Here is a 16,886-nt window from a genome sequence, read left to right on the forward strand (position 1 = left end):
ACCGTACGGCGCGGGTGCTCGACTCGCACGGCGGGTGACCCCACGGCCCTGAGCGCCGTTAAGACGTCCGACGCGTGCACTGGATTCGGACGCCCCACGTCGGGCCGGTGCGGTCCGAGGGCCCGATTCCGCGCCCGGCGTCGGGGGCCGCGTCAGCTTCCCGGCGAAGCGAGGTCCCGATCTCCCCGAGCGGTCGGGGTCTTCGTGCTGCCGAGCGCCGTCACGAACCTCCGGCCGGTTGGTGGTGGACTGATGGGGCTTCCGGACCGGTGGGCCCAGCCAGGGTGTGCCGGTCCGGCAGCCCGCCGAGCCCGGCGCCCTACGGCGCCGACGGGCTCCTTAGGGGTGCGGTGCGGGTATCTGAGGGCCCGCGCCCGCACCGCGCGGTCAAGGTACGGGCAAGGAGGGAGCAGCAGACGAGAACCGTCCACTCCTGATCCGTCCGCCGGCACGGCTCGGCCGTTGTTTTCCCGCTGCTCGGCGAGTTCGGTGAAGATCGGCTACAGGTTGGAGCGCGAAACTGCCTCGCAGCCGCGGCGCTTGACGCCGATGACGGGCGTGAGCGGCATCGTCATCACGCCTCCTTCAACGCTGCCTGATCTCCCAGACTGCCCACGTGGGGCGGCCGACTTTGCGTAGGGCGTGGAGTTCCGTGACCAAAATTCGAGGACCGCCTGCCAAGTTTCCGGCTGTCGCCTCGCACACCCAGCCAGCCAGCGTACGGGCTTCGGGCCGTGCCCCGTTCGCCCGGATGCCCTTGGTGACGTTTGCCCCGCAGCCGTCAACCCGTATGCCAGGCCCTATGATTCGGATACTCGCATACGGGTTCCGGTGTCCCGGCGTCCAGGATTCCTGGAACCTGCGCGCCTGTCCGTGCTCCCTGCTCAAGGTGCCTTTTGTGGTCACCGCGCTCCCGCCGGGCAAGTGCGCCGTGGCCCTCCCGAGAGGCGGTGCGGGACGCGGTCCCGCGCCACCTGCGTGGCCCAGGGCCGCGTGCCGGAGCCAGGTGTCGGTCGTAGCGTGAGCTTGTCGCCTCGACAGGACGGGCGGCGTGGGGCCGGTCCCGTGCCCACTTCGCACGCTGCACGGGACCGATCCCCCCTCGGGGGAGGGGAGAAGCCGGTGCCGGTCCAGGCCCTCTTGGCCTCGCCATGGCCGACCTGCGACCGCGCTGAGGCCGACGTTCGTACCACCGGGAAGCGTGCATCGTGCTTGCTCCGGCGGCTGAGCTGTGGGTGACTGGCAGTGGCGCCGGGGGGTGAGCGGATGGGCAGCTGGGTCGTGATCGCGGAGTATGACAGCGACGTGCACAGGACCGAGTTCCTCTGCCGTGGCCTGAAGACAAAGGACCAGGCGTTGAAGGCCCTGCGTGCGGCCCTTCTCACGTACGTACCGAGTAAGAAGATCGTCGAGAAGCGGCGTCATGTGTACCGCCTCACCGACCAGGAGACCTACCTGGTGGTGATCAAAGGCAAGCTGTCGAAGTGGGAGTGCATCCTGCGCGTCGCGGAGCTGATCTCGGACTCGGCCGAACCGGCTCTCGCCGAGGGGGCGCAGAGGGACGAGGAGGCCGAGGGCGCGGCAGAGGCGGCTGACGGGCCCCAGGACCGGATCCCGCCCGGCTACTGACGCGGTGGCTTTCCAGCCCCGACAAGACCTCCCGCCGGCACCTGGCGGAGCCGCCCGGCCGAAGCGGGCAACGGCGCCCGGGCCGGGGGCTGTCGGAAGGGCCCCGGCAGGTGAGCCGGCCGGGGGCGAGGCCCCCGGAAGCCCCCTGGCCCGTCGGGTCAGATCTTCCAGGACCTCAGCGCGTCCGCGACCGCGTTGATCTTCAAGCGTTCGTCCCGCACTTTCCGCACCACGTCCGACAGGGCCCCGTAGGGCGGGTCGATGCCCTCGCCCGACTGGGCCATGTACTGGGCGGCGACGAAGGCCGCGAAGAGGCTGTTGCGGTGCGGCAGCGGCTCCAGGCGCACGATGGTGTGCAGCAGCGCGGCGGCCCGCCAGGCGGTGTCCGGGTCGGCGGTGTGCAGGGTGGGCAGCCGTGTCTTGTGCCGGGCGACGGCCGCCACCAGCGCCGAGTAGTCGGAGACGGTCACGTCCTCGTGCTCAAGGGCGGCCTCCTGGACGTCGAGGAGCCAGGAGACGTCGATGTACGTCACCATCAGGCGGCCGCGGCCCCGCCCCTTTTGTCGCCGCGCGGTTTCTCCTCGGGGAACGCCTCGTCGAACTCGTCCCGCAGCCGGTCCGCCCACGCACCGCAGCCGGCGACGAACTGCCTGCGGTGCAGCTCGCGTACGCCCAGGTCATGGAGGTACTGCTTGAGGCTCTTGCCCTCCGCGGCGGCGGCCGCGCGGACGGCTTCCATCTCCTCGTCCGTGAAGGACACATTCAGTGACGGCATAGTTCGATGGTACCTAACAGGTACCAAGGCTGCGCCAGCCCTGAGACAGTGCTGGACAGTTCCTCCGCACACGAGGCCGGGGCGCTCCGGGAGGCATCAATTCATGGAAGATCCCCTCGTACGGTCGTGTCAGGAGATCAGCAAGACCGTCACGGCATACATCGAAGACGACGACGATCTCTCGTCCTGGCTCCACACGCGGTGCGCGAAGTGGGAAGTGGAGCCAGACGCATTCCTGAGGCGCCTTTCCGCGCTGCTCTTCGCTTCTTGCCACTCGCGCTCGGCCAGTCACTTCGATGACGCGCCCGACGGGCCGGGAATCCCTCTGGCCTCCGTGAAGGAAACCCTGGAGAACAGCTCGCCGACACAAATCTTCGCCGCGCTACGCAGCAAGCCGGCTTTCGATGATCTCCCAGACGCTCAGGAACTCTGGATCATCTCCACGGGGGTGACCAACGTCCGCGCCCTCTACTGGAGCCGGCTCCGCCACGCGGCGACTGAGATCTTGACGCCTGGCCAAGACCACCGACACCGAGGGCAAGACGACCCACTTCGGCTACGACTCCTCCCACCGCCTGACGAAGGTCACCACACCCGAGGGCCGGGTCACCATCTTCACCTACGACGCCGAGAACCGCGTCACCTCCATGCTGCGCGCCACCGAGACGGGCGGCGACGGGCACACCGGCCCGACCTACACCTACGCCTACTCCGCCAAGGACGCTGCCTCCGCGGGGACGACGACGGTCACCGACCCCGAGCAGCACGCCACGAAGTACGAGCACAACGGGGACGGCGGGGTCACGAAGGTCACGGATGCGCTGAACCACTCGCGGTCGCGGACGTTCGACGCGAACCACAACGTCGACACGGCGACGGACGCGATGGGTGTGGGCGGTGGTGCCGGGAACGTGACCGCCTACGGGTGGGACGCCCGCAACAACCCGACCTCCGCCAAGCTGCCCACCGGCGCCACGGCCTCGCTCACCGGCTATCAGACGATCGCGGGCACGGACCTGCCGAAGTCCTACACCAGCGCGGACGACGAAAAGACCGACTTCACCTACGACACGGCAGGCAACACCAAATCCGTCGCGGTCACCGGTACCGGCGGTGGCAAGCGCACCTACGACTACAACGACGCCACCCCCGACTGCGGCGGCTTCCAGGGCCAGCGCTGCAAGGCCACCACCACGATGAGCGACACCAAGTCGGTCTCCACGTCGTTCCGCTACGACGGGAAGGGCAACCTCGCCACGGCCACCCCGCCGGCCCCGATGAAGCCCACCACGTACACCTACGACGCACTCGGCCGCCCGGAGGCGGTCACCGACGGCCGCGGCGTCAAGACGGAGTACACGTACGACGAGCGCGACCGCGTCACCAAGGTGACCTCGGCGCCGAAGGCCACGGTCACGTACTCCTACGACGGCGACGGCAACCTGACCCAGCGCTCGGACGGCACCGGCGTGATCAAGTACGCCTTCGACCCGCTCTCGCGCGAGACGGTCCGCACCCTGCAGAACGGTTCGCAGACCAAGCTCACCTACACCCCCGCCGGGAACGTGGAAACGTATGAGGACCCGGCCGGTGTCACCGACTACATCTGGAACAAGGTCAACAAGCTCGACAAACTGAAGGACCCGGCAGGCCGGACCACCACCTACGAGTACAACAACAACGACATCCGCACCAAGACCACCTACCCCGGCGGCACGGAGCACACGGTCACGCCGGACAAGTCCAGCCGCCCGGAGAAGATCAGGGCGACGTCGGGGGTAGACACGCTCGTCGACCTGACCTACGACTACAAGAACGCGGGTAGGGACACCACGAAGATCCGCGCCCGCACGGACGCGGTGACGGGCCTGAGGACCAGCTACACCTACGACAGCGCGGGCCGCTTCTCCTACGCCAAGGAGGAGAAGGGCGCCACCCTCAACTCCTCCTGGCAGTACTGCTACGACCAGGCGGGCAACCTCACCTCGCAGGGCACGGAGCAGGGCTGTCCGCGCGGCACCACGTACACGGTCAACGACGCCCAGCAGATCACCGCGAAGAACGGCGACGGCGCCAACTGGTCCTACGACGCGGCCGGGAACGAGACGGCGGGCGCCTCGACCCCCGAGGGCACCCGCACCGGCGAGACATGGTCCGACTTCAGCCAGCTCACCTCACTGACCGTCGGCGACAGGACCTACGAGGGCCAGTACGGCTCCACCGACCAGAGCGAGCGGGTCCGCCTCGGGGACACCTTCTTCCACAACGGACCCCTGGGCCTCTCGGCCAAGAGCACAAACGGCGTGGACATGGGATTCAACCGGGAACCCGGGGGCACCCTGAACTCCATGACGACCGGGGGCAAGGCGTACTACTACCTCACCGACGCGCTCGGCTCCGTCATCGCGCTCACCGACGAAGCAGGCGTGAAGGCCAACACCTACAGCTACAGCCCGCGCGGCGTGGAGCGGTCGACGACCACGGAGAAGGTCCCCAGCCCTACCGCTTCGCCGGCGGCTACCAGGACCCGACGGGCCTGTACCACTTCGCGGCGCGCTACTACGACCCGAACATCGGCCGCTTCACGCAGCCCGACCCTTCAGGGCAGGAGAAGAACCCCTACCTCTACGCCGAAGGCGACCCGGTCAACCGCATCGACCCCAGTGGACTCCTGTCCATCGATGTCGATGGAGCCCTCAAGGGTTCACTTAAGTGGGCGGGAAGGGCCACTGGTCTGAAAGCAGCCAAAGACGCAGGCAGCGCCTTGCTGGCTGGCGACTACCAAAAATTCGGAGCGGTAGTGGCTGGTGAAGTGGCGTCCATGGCGTCCGGGGTCGGCTGCGGAGCCACCGCAGGTGCAGCGGGTGCACCTACGGGTGGAGCCGGTGGATTCGTCGTGGGCGCGGCGTGCTTCACTGCCGCCGAAGGCGTCGGAAACGCGGTGCAGAACAAGCTTTCCTGAGCTTTCGGAGGAGGGAGGTGCGTCGACCTACCACCTCACATATCCCAGGAGGGAATGAAGATGGATGCAGTCGCTGCGGGTCGCTGGTACCCCGACGGGACAGCAGGGCTTGTCATTTTCCTCATCGCTATTGCCGTAATCGTCGCCATGGTTTTCTACGGGCGCTCGAAGAAGAGGCGTTGAGGGCAACGACGTTCGTCTGAAGGCAGACGGCGAGTTCTCGGCTCTTCGCAGTCGGCACGGTGCTCCTCGCGTCTGGCAGGCATCGGTCTCGCCTTGACCATCGCCGAAGGACCGGCAGGTCTGGTGCTGGTAGCGCTCTGTTCAGGCACCTGGCCAGTCAGCTACCTGGCCCGGTGGAGGATGACGCGCAGCGAACTGTGAGAGCCGCCCGCCAGCATGTGGCCCCGACCGGATGCCTGGTCGGGGCCGTTTCTCTCAACCTCGCAGTCCTCGGCTGCCCGGGTCCGAGGACTGCCCGGGCAGCGGCCGTGCCTGCTGACGTGGTGCACGGACCTGCCGAAGTCCTGTGGGGCGACGTCGCCGGCTTCGTGGTCGGCACCGGTTTCGGTCTGACATGCGAGGCCGTCATGCTGGGCGGCACGATACCGACGGCTGGAGCCTCCACTGTCGGCGGCCAGGCTGCGTGCTTCGCCGGAGCGTGGGCCGCGGGGACTGTCACTTCCGAAGCAGTCAACTCCGCCTTGCAGTAATCAAGGGACGCGGTGCCGGGCGGCGAACTCACCAAGCGGAGGCCCAAACGATATGCAGAATAACTATTTCAGGAGGAAGAAGGCGGCCTCCCAGCTCTTCGCGGTCGGCACGGTGCTCCTCGTGTGTGGCGCAGGCGTCGGCCTTGCCTTGACCATTGCCGGAAAACCGACAGGCTTGGTGCTGGTAGTGCTCTGTTCGGCCATCTGGACAGTCGGTTACCTGGCCCGGCGGAGGATGACTCGCGACGAACTGTGAGTGCTGCCCGGCGGCGACGCTGCTCCGACTGGATTGGGGCAGGGGCGGATGCGGCAGCACCCTCGGCGTCTCATCGAAGTATGACCGTTCTTCGCCTCATCCTGTACAGCCAGCTGACACCGCGGCTGCCCGGCCGACGAGGACCACGCCACTCGGCGAGCAGCAGCGGCAGCCGCTCACCTCACAGCTGAAGCGGCTGCCGCAGAGGCGCGCACAGAAGCCCCGGCCCGCACGGCCCGGGGCTTCGCCTCAAGGTACTGGCCACCGCGCCAGTTTGACCTTCACCGGCGCGTTCGGGCTGGTATCCGCCAAGAGCATCCCGGTGCTCCGGTGCTGAACGACTGGACACTGACCGCGGCCCGCCACCCAGGACCAGGCCGCCGACGCCTTTCCGCCGTTTCCAAAGCGTGAGTCGGCGGCTGAGGGCCTGCTGTCTCTCCTCCAGTACGTGCTCAGCTTGTCCTGCGGGCCCGGTCGAGGATCGCCAGCAGGGCCGCACCAGTACCCTGCTCAACTCGCCAAATCAAACGCTCAGTCACACCACGGCGCCCGCCTGGGCATCGACGTCCAACCCGTCGCCCGCCCACCGGGACGCCGCGGCTTCGTGATCATTCCCCGGCGCTGGACCATCGAACGCAGCATCGGCTGGCTCCTGCACCACCGCCGCCTCGCCCGCGACTACGAAACCCACCTCCACCGCAGCGAAGCCCTCATCCACCTCGCAATGATCGACCTCATGACCCGCCGCCTCACCGGCGAAACCACCCAAAACTGGCGCGGAACCTGACCCCCAGAACCAGACACCCACTACAGGGCCAAACGCTCAGTCAGTTCCGCCGCCGGTACTCACGGACCAGTAGACGCAGGGCCGCCGGGACGGAGGCCTGGGCCGGGGAACTCAGCAGCCGTGCTCCCTTGAGCCCGGCGGCGTCGGCCGTCAGCTCCTCCATCCCGATGAGCGCCCTGCCCATCGGGCGGTGGGCCTCGGGCAGATACGTCACCAGTGCGTAGCTCTCGACGAGAGCGGCCCGTGCCTGCCGTACCAACTCCTCCAGGAGGGCACGGACGGCAGGGGAGTCCTTACGCGCTTCGAGGTCGGCTCGGGTCACCCGGTACTCCTCCAGCGTCCGCGCGGGGATGTTCAGCCGCCCCGCGCTCAGGTCCTCGGCCACGTCGGTGACGAAGTCCAGGCGCTGGCTGCCGTCGATGAACCGGCGGCAGGCTCCGCGGTAGCCGGCCTCGTCCGCGTCGGGCGCCAGCAGGCAGGCCACGACCATGAACGCGGGCAGGGAGTAGGCGTCGACGTAACGCTGGTAGTCCTCTTCCCCGGTGAATCCGGAGAACTCCAGGTCCACCCGCCCGGCGTCGAGGAAGCCTTCGACGTGACGCTCCATCGACGGAAACGCCGCGCCGGTGTGCAGGAGCGGGCGCAGCACGGGGTGATCGCTCCGCCGGTCGCCCAGCGCCGCGCGCACCAGCCTCTCCCACCGCGCGTAGGCGGCGGCACGCTCCTCCAGGGGCCCTTGCCGGTCCAGGACGGTGTCGGTGTGGTGCATGAAGACGGTCGCGGCGACCACGTGCGGGACGATGGCCGGGGGCAGCAGCAGGCGCACCGCCAGGTACTGGTGGCGCCGGTACCTGGAGACCACACGGCGCAGCCGGGTGTAGTCCGCGCGCAACGCGGGATCGTCGATGCCCGCCGCGCTCAGCGTGGCCTGCCACGGACTCATCGCTCTCCTCGTTCTCGGGCGGCGCCCGCCCGCACACGACCTGTCCCTGGAGCGGCAACGGACGCTGCGCGCCGCGTCGTCGGCGGAACCAGGCCGGGCCGCGGCCGTACCGCCCGGGCGGACAGGGTGATCGTATGCGCACCCGGACCCCCGCCTCCCGCGGCTGCGGCCGGCGATCGCTTCAGGGGTGCCTCGGCGGGGCCGCCCCTGGCGTAGAGACCGGTGGCAGCGATCCGCGGCAGCGACTGAAGCGACGCAAGGTTGGGGACAGGACATGGTTTTGGATACAGGTCGGCGCCCGCCCGTCTGCGTGACCCGCCCATGCGCGTGGCCCCGTGCGTAGGCCCCCCGTGCGTGGCCCCCATGTGCGTGACGAGCCAGCTCGCGGTGCCGACCGAGAGGCAGGCAGCTCGCGATAAAATACGAACCTTTCGGTTTGGTTTCATGGCAGTTCGCCCGGAGTGGAGGTGTGCGATGGCCCGGCAGGAGCGAGCTGTCAGGACGCGGCAGAAGATCCTGGTCGCCGCGGCCGAAGTGTTCGACCAGGTCGGGTACGACGCGGCCACGATCTCCGAGATCCTCAAGCGCTCCGGTGTGACCAAGGGCGCCTTGTACTTCCACTTCACGTCCAAGGAAGAGCTGGCCCAGGCGGTCCTCGCCCATCAGATGACCGCGCTGCCCCGCGTGCCGGAACAGGACCTGATCATGCAGGAGGGGCTCGACGGCTCCCTGGTCCTGGCTCATCTGCTGTATCTGCACGAGCCGATGGTCCGCGGCAGCGTGCGCCTCACCGTCGAGCAGGGCGGCCCGCACCACGTCCTGGACCGCCGGGTCCCCATGCAGGCGTGGCTCGACCACAACGCCGCCCTGCTGGCCCGGGCCAAGGCTGCTGGTGAACTGCTGCCGCACGTCGACGTCGATGCCGCCGCGCGGATGTTCATCGGAGCGTTCACCGGCGCCCAGGTCCTTTCGAAGATCATGACCGACCACGCAGACATGGTCGAATGCGCGAGGGAGGTGCTTCAGCACCTCCTGGCGTCGATCATGGTTCCGGGGGCCCTCGTCCGCATGGACTTCTCCCGGGACCGGGCGGCGCGTGTGTACGAGGCCGCCGTGGCACTCCCTCAGGAACAGGGATCTGCTGACCTCTGAGCCGCGATCAGTTCACGATGCGCGCGCCTGGTCGCGCACGCGGGGCCTGTCCCATCGGCACGGACGCAAGGAAACAGACTTAACGGTATGGTTTTCTCGTGAGGGTGATCGGGGGGATCCACGCCGCGCTCGACGGCCTGAGCGCTGCCGCCCACGGCGGTGGCGCGTGCGCGGTCCGGTCTTCCGCCCCGCGAGGGTGTGGTTTTCTTCGGGGTCCGGCTGCGGTCGGCTCGAAGAAGGTCGGTGGTTTCCCTCGTAGTCGCGCTGATCTGCACTTTCTACGGTTGGGAGCAGTCAGCGGGGCGGCTCGCCCGCCCCTTCCGCTTCCTGCCGACCCGAGGTGCTCCATGCCGTACGCGACCGCGACCCTAGCCCTGTCCCAAGAGCCCGCCGGCGGCATCGCCGGGTGGGCCGCCGACCTCGTCGACAAGATGGGCGGCGTGGGAGCCGGAGCCGCCATCGCTCTGGAGAACCTGTTCCCGCCCCTGCCCAGCGAGGTGATCCTGCCGCTGACCGGCTTCGCCGCCGGGCAGGGCGTGCTCAGCCTCGCCTCCGCCCTGTTCTGGACCACGCTCGGCTCCGTGGTCGGCGCGGTCGCGCTGTACTGGATCGGCGCGCTGATCGGCCGGGAGCGCATGTACGCGATCTGGGCCAAGCTGCCGCTGGTGAAGGTCACCGACCTGGAGCGGACGGAGGCCTGGTTCGCCCGGCACGGCACCAAGGCGGTGTTCTTCGGCCGCATGGTGCCGATCTTCCGCAGCCTGATCTCGGTGCCCGCCGGCATCGAGCGGATGCGGATGCCGATGTTCCTCGCGCTGACCGCCGCGGGCAGCTTCATCTGGAACGCGATCCTCGTGATGGCCGGCTACTGGCTCGGCGACCAGTGGGAACTGGTCGAGGACTACGTGGGCGTGCTCTCGAAGGTCGTCCTGCTGCTCGTCGTGCTCGCCGTGATCACGTTCGCCGTACGGCGCATGAACAAGGCGCGGGCCGGCCGCGCCCCCCAACACCGGAGGCCGTGAATGACCGTCGAACCCGTCACGACGCCTGACGCGCCGCCCCCGACCGACGCGTCAGGCGGGTTCGCCGCGCGGGAGGCACCCGCCGCGTACGACGTGCCCGCCGGGCGTCGGGACACCGCCCCCGCCAGACCCGCCGCCGTACCGGGTGATGTCGTCAGGGCGAGCGCGGCGCCCTTAGGGCCGGGCACCGTACCGGCGGACGCCTCCTACGCCGAGGCCCTCGCCCGGGCCATGAATCCGCAAGGCGTGCGGCCCGAGCCGCAGGCCGCCGCACCCTTCGGCCGCAGGGCGGCCGGGCTGCTCCTCGGCATCGCCACCAGCTTCCTCGCCCTCCTGTACTTCCTGACCGCGGGCCTCGGGCTCGGCGTGGCCCTGTTGTGGCCGCGCACCCGCCCCGGCGCCCTGCGGCTGCTGCGGGCCGGGGCCGGGCGCCTGACCGCGATCGAGCGGTGGCGGCGCTCGGCGTTCTTCGCCGACACCTACCCCTCCGCGCACGACGCCCGCAAGGACCTGCCCTACCTCGCGTCCCGCATCGCGATGGGACCGGTCAACGCCGTCGTGGTCGGACTGCTCGGCGTCGGCGTGGTGCTCGCGTCGCTGCTCGCGTACGGCGCGGTGCGCGGCACCACGAGCGCGGGCGAACTCCTCGGGCAGGTGCTGCTCGGCAGCGTCCTGCTCTTCCTCGACATCCAGGGCCTCGTCTCCCTGGCCCGGCTCGACGAGCGGCTCGCCCGGCAGTGCTTCGGCCCCTCCGACCGCGAACTCCTCGAGCGGCGCGTACTGGAACTCGCCGCGAGCCGCGCCGGCATCGTCCAGGTCGTCGACGTCGAGCGCCGCCGCATCGAGCGCGACCTGCACGACGGCGTCCAGCAGCGCCTGGTGGCGCTCGCCATGCTGCTCGGCCGCGCCACCCGCAACCCCGACAAGGCCGCCGAACTGCTCCAGCAGGCCCACACCGCATCCCGGGAAGTCCTCGGCGAACTGCGCGAAGTGGCCTGGCGCGCCTACCCGTCGGCGCTGGACAGCCTCGGCCTCGAAGAAGCGCTCGCCGGAGTGGCCGAGCGGTGCGGCATCCCGCTGCACATCGACTTCCGGCTCACCGAGAAGCTGCCCCAGAGCACCGAGACGGCCACCTACTTCGTCGTCTCCGAAGCCGTGACGAACGCCGCGAAGCACTCCGGGGCCGACCGCATCGACGTCAGCGTCGGCCGGGACCGCGGCAAGGTCGTCATCCAGATCCGCGACACCGGCCGCGGCGGTGCGGACCCGGAGGGCAGCGGCCTGTCCGGGCTGCGCCGCCGGGCCGCCGCGCTCGACGGCCACCTGCACGTCCACAGCCCTCCGGGCGGACCCACCACGATCACCGCGGAGCTGCCGTGCGCATAGTCCTCGCCGAAGACTCGACCCTGCTGCGCGAAGGCCTCGTGCGGCTGCTGACCGAGGAGGGCCATGAGGTCGTGGCGGCCGTCGGCGACGGCGTCTCGCTGATCGAGGCCACGGAGGAACACCTCCCTGACCTGATCGTCGCGGACATCCGGATGCCCCCCACGCACACCGACGAGGGCATCAAGGCCGCCCTGGACATCCGCACGCGCCGGCCGGAGATCGGTGTGCTCGTGCTCTCCCAGCACGTGGAGAAGCATTACGCGGCCCAGCTCCTGGCCACCGACTCCGCGCGCGTCGGCTACCTCCTGAAGGACCGCGTCGCCCAAGTCGAGGAGTTCCTGGAGTCCTTGGAGCGCGTGCACGCGGGCGGCGCCGCCATCGACCCCGAAGTGGTCCGCCAGCTCCTGGCCCGCACCACGCACGTCGACCCGCTCGCCAGACTCACCCGGCGCGAGCGCGAGGTCCTCGCCGAGATGGCCCAGGGCCACACCAACGCGGCCATCGCGCAGAAGCTGAGCATCACCCAGAGCACGGTCGAGAAGAACGCCAACACGATCTTCGAGAAGCTGGACCTGTCCCACACCACCGGCTACAGCCGCCGGGTCCTGGCCGTGCTGCGCTACTTGGGGTCGTAGGCCTCCACGCTCGGAGGCCTCCCCACTTGAGGTCGGCAGGCCTCCGAGCCCCCGCGGCCGAGTCACCCCCCGACAGCGGCAGAGGCGATCCCGCCCAGCAGGGCCGCCAGCTCGACGGGCGCCGACAAGAAGGGGGAGTGGTCCGAGCTGAGCCGCTCGACGTGTGTGGCCCGCGCGGCCATCGACTCCTGGAGAGCGGGGGCGATCGCCCGATCGCGTTCGCAGAGAATGTACGTGGAGGGCACGGTCCGCCACGCCGCACGGGTCACCCGCTGCTGGCACGAGCGAACGCTCTGCTCCACCAGCTGGGACACCGCGTGCTCGGCCTGGTCGTCGGGCAGATCCCCGTACAACGCCGTGCGCGGGTCGTCGAAGAGGACAGGAGCACTGCCGTACAGGTCCTCCTCCTCAGGTGTGGAAATCCCCTTGCCGTAAATGTCGTTGAGACTCTGACCCTCCTCCGGCATGTACGCCGTGAGGTAGACGAGGCGGACGACATGGGGATGGCCGACGACCGCCTGCGTGACCGGGACACCCCCGTAGGAATGGGCGACGACGACCACAGGCCCCTCCATCCGCCGCAACTGCGCGGCTATGTCGTCGGCGTCCTCGTACATACCGGCGGCCGGCCTGGGCTGCGGCCCCACGCTCGGCAGGTCGACCGCGCGGGACCGCCAGCCCCCGACGGCGAGCGCGTCCCGCAACGGAGCCCAGCACGTGGGCCGGTGCCAGGAGCCATGGACGAGAAGGAAGGACGGGCGGACGGCGGCGGTGGACATGCTGCTTCTCCTCAGGGGGACATGTGCGATCCGGTGGGTGCGCGGGGCCGCGCCGACGGGGCACCGGGCAGGGGAGGCGCCGGGCAGGGGAGGCACCGCGCAGGGGAGGGGCCGGGCCCGCCTCGGCCCGGCCCCTGCTGACAGCCGCGGGCACCGCCGGCCGGGCAGCCCGTCGCGAGCGGCACTGCCCGGCCGCGCGGGCCCGTTCAGCGATCGGTCCGCGGCCCGGCCACGGGTTCAAGGGGTTCCAGTACGAAGACAGGGATCACGCGGTCGGTCTTCTCCTGGTACTCCGTGTACGGCGGGTAGGCGGCCACCGCCCGCTCCCACCACTCGGCCCTCTCGTCACCGGTGACCTCCCGGGCCGTCATGTCCTGGCGCACGCCCCCGTCCTGGAGTTCCACGACCGGGTCGGACGTGAGGTTGAAGTACCAGACCGGATGGCGTGGGAAACCGCCCTTCGACGCCACGGCCGCGTACCGCCCCTCGTGTTCCACCCGCATCAGCGGAACCTTGCGGATCTTGCCGCTCCGCGCACCTCGCATCGTGAGAATGACGACCGGCAGGCCCGTGTCCCACAGCGTCGTCCCCCGCGTGCCACCCGAACTCTCGTACAGCTCGACCTGCTCACGCACCCACTGCGCCGGACTCGGCCCGTACTCACCCTCGAGCGGCATCCCGATCACCTCGTCATCACGTACGACCTGTGTGGTGCAGTACCCCACCAGTCTCGCGGGGAGCGGCCCCCGCCGTCCCCGCCTCCCGACAACTCGCGCACCTGATCGGAACGGCACACGCACGACGCGGTCGGCGGCACCGGTCCGCCGCCATCAGCCCGTGACGGCCTGGATCTCCCGCTCGATGATCTCCCACAGCGGCGCCCCGTCGCGGTTGCTGAGGATGACACCGACCCAGCCGGTCTCCGGGTAGATGTTCCAGCTGGCACCGACACCGGGATCACCACCCGCTCGCCCCCACACCCACTGGCCCCGGACGAGACTGACCGGAATCGTATAGGCCCCGAACGACGCGTCAGCGGGGGCCGCTCGGCCGCGCCGCAGCCCACCGCCCTGGGGAACGAGGGGGGCCTTGGGCCCGGTGAACAGCTCCGCGTAGTGCCGGTCAAGGACCGTGCCGTCCCCCAGCGCGTGCGCGAACCGGACCAGGTCCGGCGCCGTGGCGAAACCGCCGTCCCCAGGAGCGTCGATGAAGTTCCGCCCAGGGTTCTTGCCCGGTTGCTGCGGGCCCGGGCTGCTCTTGTCGAGATTGCGGACGGCATCCACCACACTGCCGTCGGCCAGCCGCATGTACGGGTGCGCGATGCGCTTGTCGGTCAGCCACTGCGGCCGGGTGCGGAACGCCGTGCCCGTCATCCCGCACCGCGCGAAGATGTGCTTCTCGACGTAATCCCAGTACGTCATCCCGGTCACGGCCTCCACGATCAGCGAGGGGATCGCGACCTCGGCACCGGCATGATCGGTGGGGGTGCCGGGGGAGGCCACCAACTCGGCCCGCCGGGCCCACCGCTCGTTGTACTCACGCACCTCATCCCGGCTCTGGAAGACGCGCCGCACGTCAACCTCCGGGCTGTTCAACCCGGACGTGCCCGACAGCAGATGGTGGATCGTCACCTTCTCGGCGATCTCCTTGGCGAACCCCGTCAGATAGGTGCCCACCGTGTCGAACAGCTTCACCTCGCCCTGCTGCGCCAACTGCAAGATGGCCACCGCCCCGAACGGCTTGCCCGCCGAACTGAGAGGAAACGCGACCCCTTCGTGGTTGCGCACCCCCTCCTCCCGGTCGGCCATGCCGTAACTGCGCGACAACACCGTCCGCCCCTGATGCGACAGCAACACCACACCGGAGAACTTGCCCTCCGCGGCCAGCTTCGCCACGTACCGGTCGTACGCCCCACCGGGCCGGACCGCAGACGGAACAGCGTCGGAACCGCCCCCGGCCGGGGCGGCGCGGCCGGGCGGAGCCCCTGGCACCTGCGCACCGGACGCCACCACCCCGGCACCCGCCAGCCCGCCCCACCGGAGCAACCGCCGCCGGCCCACACCACGTACGGAATCCGAGCCCATGATCACGTCCCTCTCCTGCTGGCGGCCGGACCGCCTGCCGCCGCGCGATGAACCACGCCCTCACTGAAGACGCAGCACTGTCGCGACGACGTATGCGTTTTCCGATACACCCGCGATACGTCACAGGCCGTGCGGCGCCCGAGAGGAACGAGACGGATACGACCACCCGGGGGGAGGAACGAGACCCGGAGCACGGGCCCTCGCAGCCCTCAGAGCCGCGGGGCCTCCGACCGCTCCAACGCCTTCCGGGCGGCGAGATAGCCCGCGATCCTGAACGCCGTCTCATGAGAGCCGAACGTATCGGCGCGAGCGCGCCGCAGCACCACCCGAGCGGCGACAACGACCCCGTGCTCGGGCAGGCGCAACTGCTCCTCGATCCCCGCGCCGACAGCCGCGAAGAAGCGCGGCAGATCCTCGACAGGTTCGTACTCCACCCTCAGCCCGCGGGCCACCTCGAAGACGAACCCCTCGGCCGCGGGTTCGAAATCCACTTCCACCTCCGCGAAGTGCGGCGCGCAGTTGTGCCTCTGATGCAGCACGCGCACGCCACGGATCGGATACGACGGAAACCGAGCCGACACTGACAGCATGCGGAAACGTTACCCCCGGCCCGGCCCCGGCCCCACCGTCAATCCGCACACCGGGACGGGCGTGCACCGCGCCCGTGACCCGGTAACCTGCCCGCACGATGACTGAGTTCGCCGACGAGGCCCGCAGCCGCGCCGCACGGCTGCTGCGCATGGCCAACACCAGCGACGAGCAGCTGCGCCAGCAGATCCTCCACTACGCGGAGACGACCCCGGACCCACCGCTCATGATGGGCTCCCTGGGCATCCGCACCAAGGGCTGCCCGGCGTGCCAGTCGACGATGTGGCAGCAACGCGACGGCGACGGCCCCTACTGGGTCTGCGCCTCCTGCGGCACGACGGAAGAGGCCCACGTGCAGTGCCCCCAGTGCCAGGTGCCGATGAAGCCTCCCCCCAAGGGCTGGTCCGATCGCTGGCACTGCCCCCGATGCAGGCGCGTGGCGGCGACCAACGACACCGCCGACACGATCGACACACGCGAGCAGCAACGCCGGAGCACCCTCAACGCCCTGGACGAGGCCATCGCGGCTCGCGCGCACTGACACTCGGCAGCGTGCTCCGATGTGCGGCCGGGCTCGGGTTCCGTGGGGGTTTCGGTAGCGTGATCATTTGTTGTTGGGGTGGGTCCGTGTGTCCGGCTGGGCCGTGCGGGGCTTTCGACTGGGAGTGATGAGGCTGCGATGAGTGAACTGACGAAGCCCGAGGTCGTCGTTCCGGAGGGTGATGCTCCGGTCGAGCTGACCGTCCGGGACCTGGTCGTCGGGGACGGGCCCGAGGTGAAGCCGGGCATGGTGGTCAGGGTCCACTACGTGGGGGTGACCTTCGAGTCCGGGAAGGAGTTCGACGCCTCCTGGGACCGCGGCGAGCCGTTCAAGTTCGCCCTGGGCAGCGGGAGGGTCATCAAGGGCTGGGACCGGGGGGTGAAGGGGATGAAGGTCGGCGGCCGGCGCGAGATCATCGTTCCCCCGCGTCTCGGCTACGGCAAGCAGTCACCCTCGCCGTTGATCCCGGCGGGCTCCACCCTGGTCTTCGTGGTGGACTTGCTGGCCTCGTACTCCAGTACGACCGGGTGGAGCAACGGCTAGGTGTATTGATCACGAGCGTTGTTGACACTGGCCGGGCTTGATCATGGCGAAGGCCCCCGTGTGTGGTGGAGGTGTCGAATCTTCACCGCAC

Annotated in this window: 15 protein-coding genes and 2 pseudogenes; 10 read left to right on the forward strand and 7 right to left on the reverse strand. The window is 69.7% G+C overall.

The features are described from left to right. The first annotated feature begins 1,266 nt into the window (after positions 1-1,266). Positions 1,267-1,629 (forward strand): hypothetical protein, encoded by a 363-nt coding sequence (locus AC07GB_RS19175; protein WP_478846866.1) that lies wholly within the window; start codon positions 1,267-1,269, stop codon positions 1,627-1,629. Positions 1,630-1,787: 158 nt separating this feature from the next. Here AC07GB_RS19175 and AC07GB_RS19180 read toward each other — a convergent pair whose 3' ends face one another. Together AC07GB_RS19180 and AC07GB_RS19185 are read right to left on the reverse strand one after the other, a co-directional pair. Beyond that, positions 1,788-2,165 (reverse strand): toxin Doc, encoded by a 378-nt coding sequence (locus AC07GB_RS19180; protein WP_478846868.1) that lies wholly within the window; start codon positions 2,163-2,165, stop codon positions 1,788-1,790. Next, entirely contained in the window at positions 2,165-2,404 is a 240-nt protein-coding gene (locus tag AC07GB_RS19185) for a hypothetical protein (protein WP_478846870.1), read from the reverse strand. Before AC07GB_RS19185 ends, AC07GB_RS19180 begins: the two co-directional genes overlap by 1 nt. 512 nt (positions 2,405-2,916) lie before the next feature. On the opposite strand from AC07GB_RS19185, the pseudogene AC07GB_RS19190 reads away from it, so the two are divergent. The 3 genes and pseudogenes from AC07GB_RS19190 to AC07GB_RS19200 form a co-directional block, all read left to right on the forward strand. After that, a pseudogene (locus AC07GB_RS19190) lies at positions 2,917-5,366 on the forward strand (RHS repeat-associated core domain-containing protein); the annotation flags it as partial. 765 nt (positions 5,367-6,131) lie between these two features. Further along, positions 6,132-6,335, forward strand: a complete 204-nt coding sequence (locus AC07GB_RS19195; protein ID WP_478846872.1) for a hypothetical protein — start codon at positions 6,132-6,134, stop codon at positions 6,333-6,335. 526 nt (positions 6,336-6,861) lie between these two features. Next, positions 6,862-7,122 (forward strand): annotated as a pseudogene (locus tag AC07GB_RS19200) (transposase); the annotation flags it as partial. A gap of 40 nt (positions 7,123-7,162) precedes the next feature. Here the strand turns inward: AC07GB_RS19200 and AC07GB_RS19205 are convergent. After that, positions 7,163-8,065 carry a phytoene/squalene synthase family protein gene (locus AC07GB_RS19205; RefSeq protein WP_478846874.1) on the reverse strand — a complete coding sequence of 301 codons (903 nt, stop codon included), beginning with the start codon at positions 8,063-8,065 and terminating at the stop codon, positions 7,163-7,165. 474 nt (positions 8,066-8,539) lie between these two features. Between AC07GB_RS19205 and AC07GB_RS19210 the strand changes: the two genes are divergently transcribed. The 4 genes from AC07GB_RS19210 (at position 8,540) to AC07GB_RS19225 (ending at position 12,260) form a co-directional block, all read left to right on the forward strand. Then, positions 8,540-9,217: a ScbR family autoregulator-binding transcription factor gene (locus tag AC07GB_RS19210; RefSeq protein WP_478846876.1), complete on the forward strand. Its 678-nt coding sequence runs from the start codon at positions 8,540-8,542 to the stop codon at positions 9,215-9,217. Between the two features lie 347 nt (positions 9,218-9,564). Continuing rightward, entirely contained in the window at positions 9,565-10,239 is a 675-nt protein-coding gene (locus tag AC07GB_RS19215; protein ID WP_478846878.1) for a DedA family protein, read from the forward strand. After that, positions 10,240-11,625: a sensor histidine kinase gene (locus tag AC07GB_RS19220; protein ID WP_478846880.1), complete on the forward strand. Its 1,386-nt coding sequence runs from the start codon at positions 10,240-10,242 to the stop codon at positions 11,623-11,625. It begins immediately after the preceding gene. Next, entirely contained in the window at positions 11,616-12,260 is a 645-nt protein-coding gene (locus AC07GB_RS19225) for a response regulator (protein WP_478846882.1), read from the forward strand. The genes AC07GB_RS19220 and AC07GB_RS19225 overlap by 10 nt, the downstream gene beginning before the upstream one ends. A 62-nt stretch (positions 12,261-12,322) precedes the next feature. Here AC07GB_RS19225 and AC07GB_RS19230 read toward each other — a convergent pair whose 3' ends face one another. The 4 genes from AC07GB_RS19230 to AC07GB_RS19245 all read right to left on the reverse strand — a co-directional run bounded on the left by AC07GB_RS19230 (position 12,323) and on the right by AC07GB_RS19245 (position 15,713). Beyond that, positions 12,323-13,039 (reverse strand): alpha/beta fold hydrolase, encoded by a 717-nt coding sequence (locus AC07GB_RS19230; protein ID WP_478846884.1) that lies wholly within the window; start codon positions 13,037-13,039, stop codon positions 12,323-12,325. A gap of 206 nt (positions 13,040-13,245) precedes the next feature. After that, positions 13,246-13,716, reverse strand: coding sequence for a nitroreductase family deazaflavin-dependent oxidoreductase (locus AC07GB_RS19235; RefSeq protein WP_478846886.1), 471 nt, complete (start codon positions 13,714-13,716; stop codon positions 13,246-13,248). 153 nt (positions 13,717-13,869) lie between these two features. After that, complete coding sequence (locus AC07GB_RS19240; RefSeq protein ID WP_478846888.1) at positions 13,870-14,934, reverse strand: serine hydrolase domain-containing protein; 1,065 nt, start codon at positions 14,932-14,934, stop codon at positions 13,870-13,872. A 398-nt stretch (positions 14,935-15,332) separates the two neighbouring features. Beyond that, complete coding sequence (locus AC07GB_RS19245) at positions 15,333-15,713, reverse strand: hypothetical protein (protein ID WP_478846890.1); 381 nt, start codon at positions 15,711-15,713, stop codon at positions 15,333-15,335. Between the two features lie 98 nt (positions 15,714-15,811). Here AC07GB_RS19245 and AC07GB_RS19250 point away from each other — a divergent pair, with 98 nt between their 5' ends. Both AC07GB_RS19250 and AC07GB_RS19255 read left to right on the forward strand, forming a co-directional pair. Continuing rightward, on the forward strand, positions 15,812-16,252 hold the full coding sequence (locus AC07GB_RS19250) for a hypothetical protein (RefSeq protein ID WP_478846892.1): 441 nt from the start codon (positions 15,812-15,814) through the stop codon (positions 16,250-16,252). A gap of 138 nt (positions 16,253-16,390) precedes the next feature. Continuing rightward, positions 16,391-16,795: an FKBP-type peptidyl-prolyl cis-trans isomerase gene (locus AC07GB_RS19255; protein ID WP_478846894.1), complete on the forward strand. Its 405-nt coding sequence runs from the start codon at positions 16,391-16,393 to the stop codon at positions 16,793-16,795. Positions 16,796-16,886 lie beyond the last annotated feature (91 nt).

The sequence above is a fragment of the Streptomyces sp. NPDC045778 genome, from assembly GCF_056431945.1.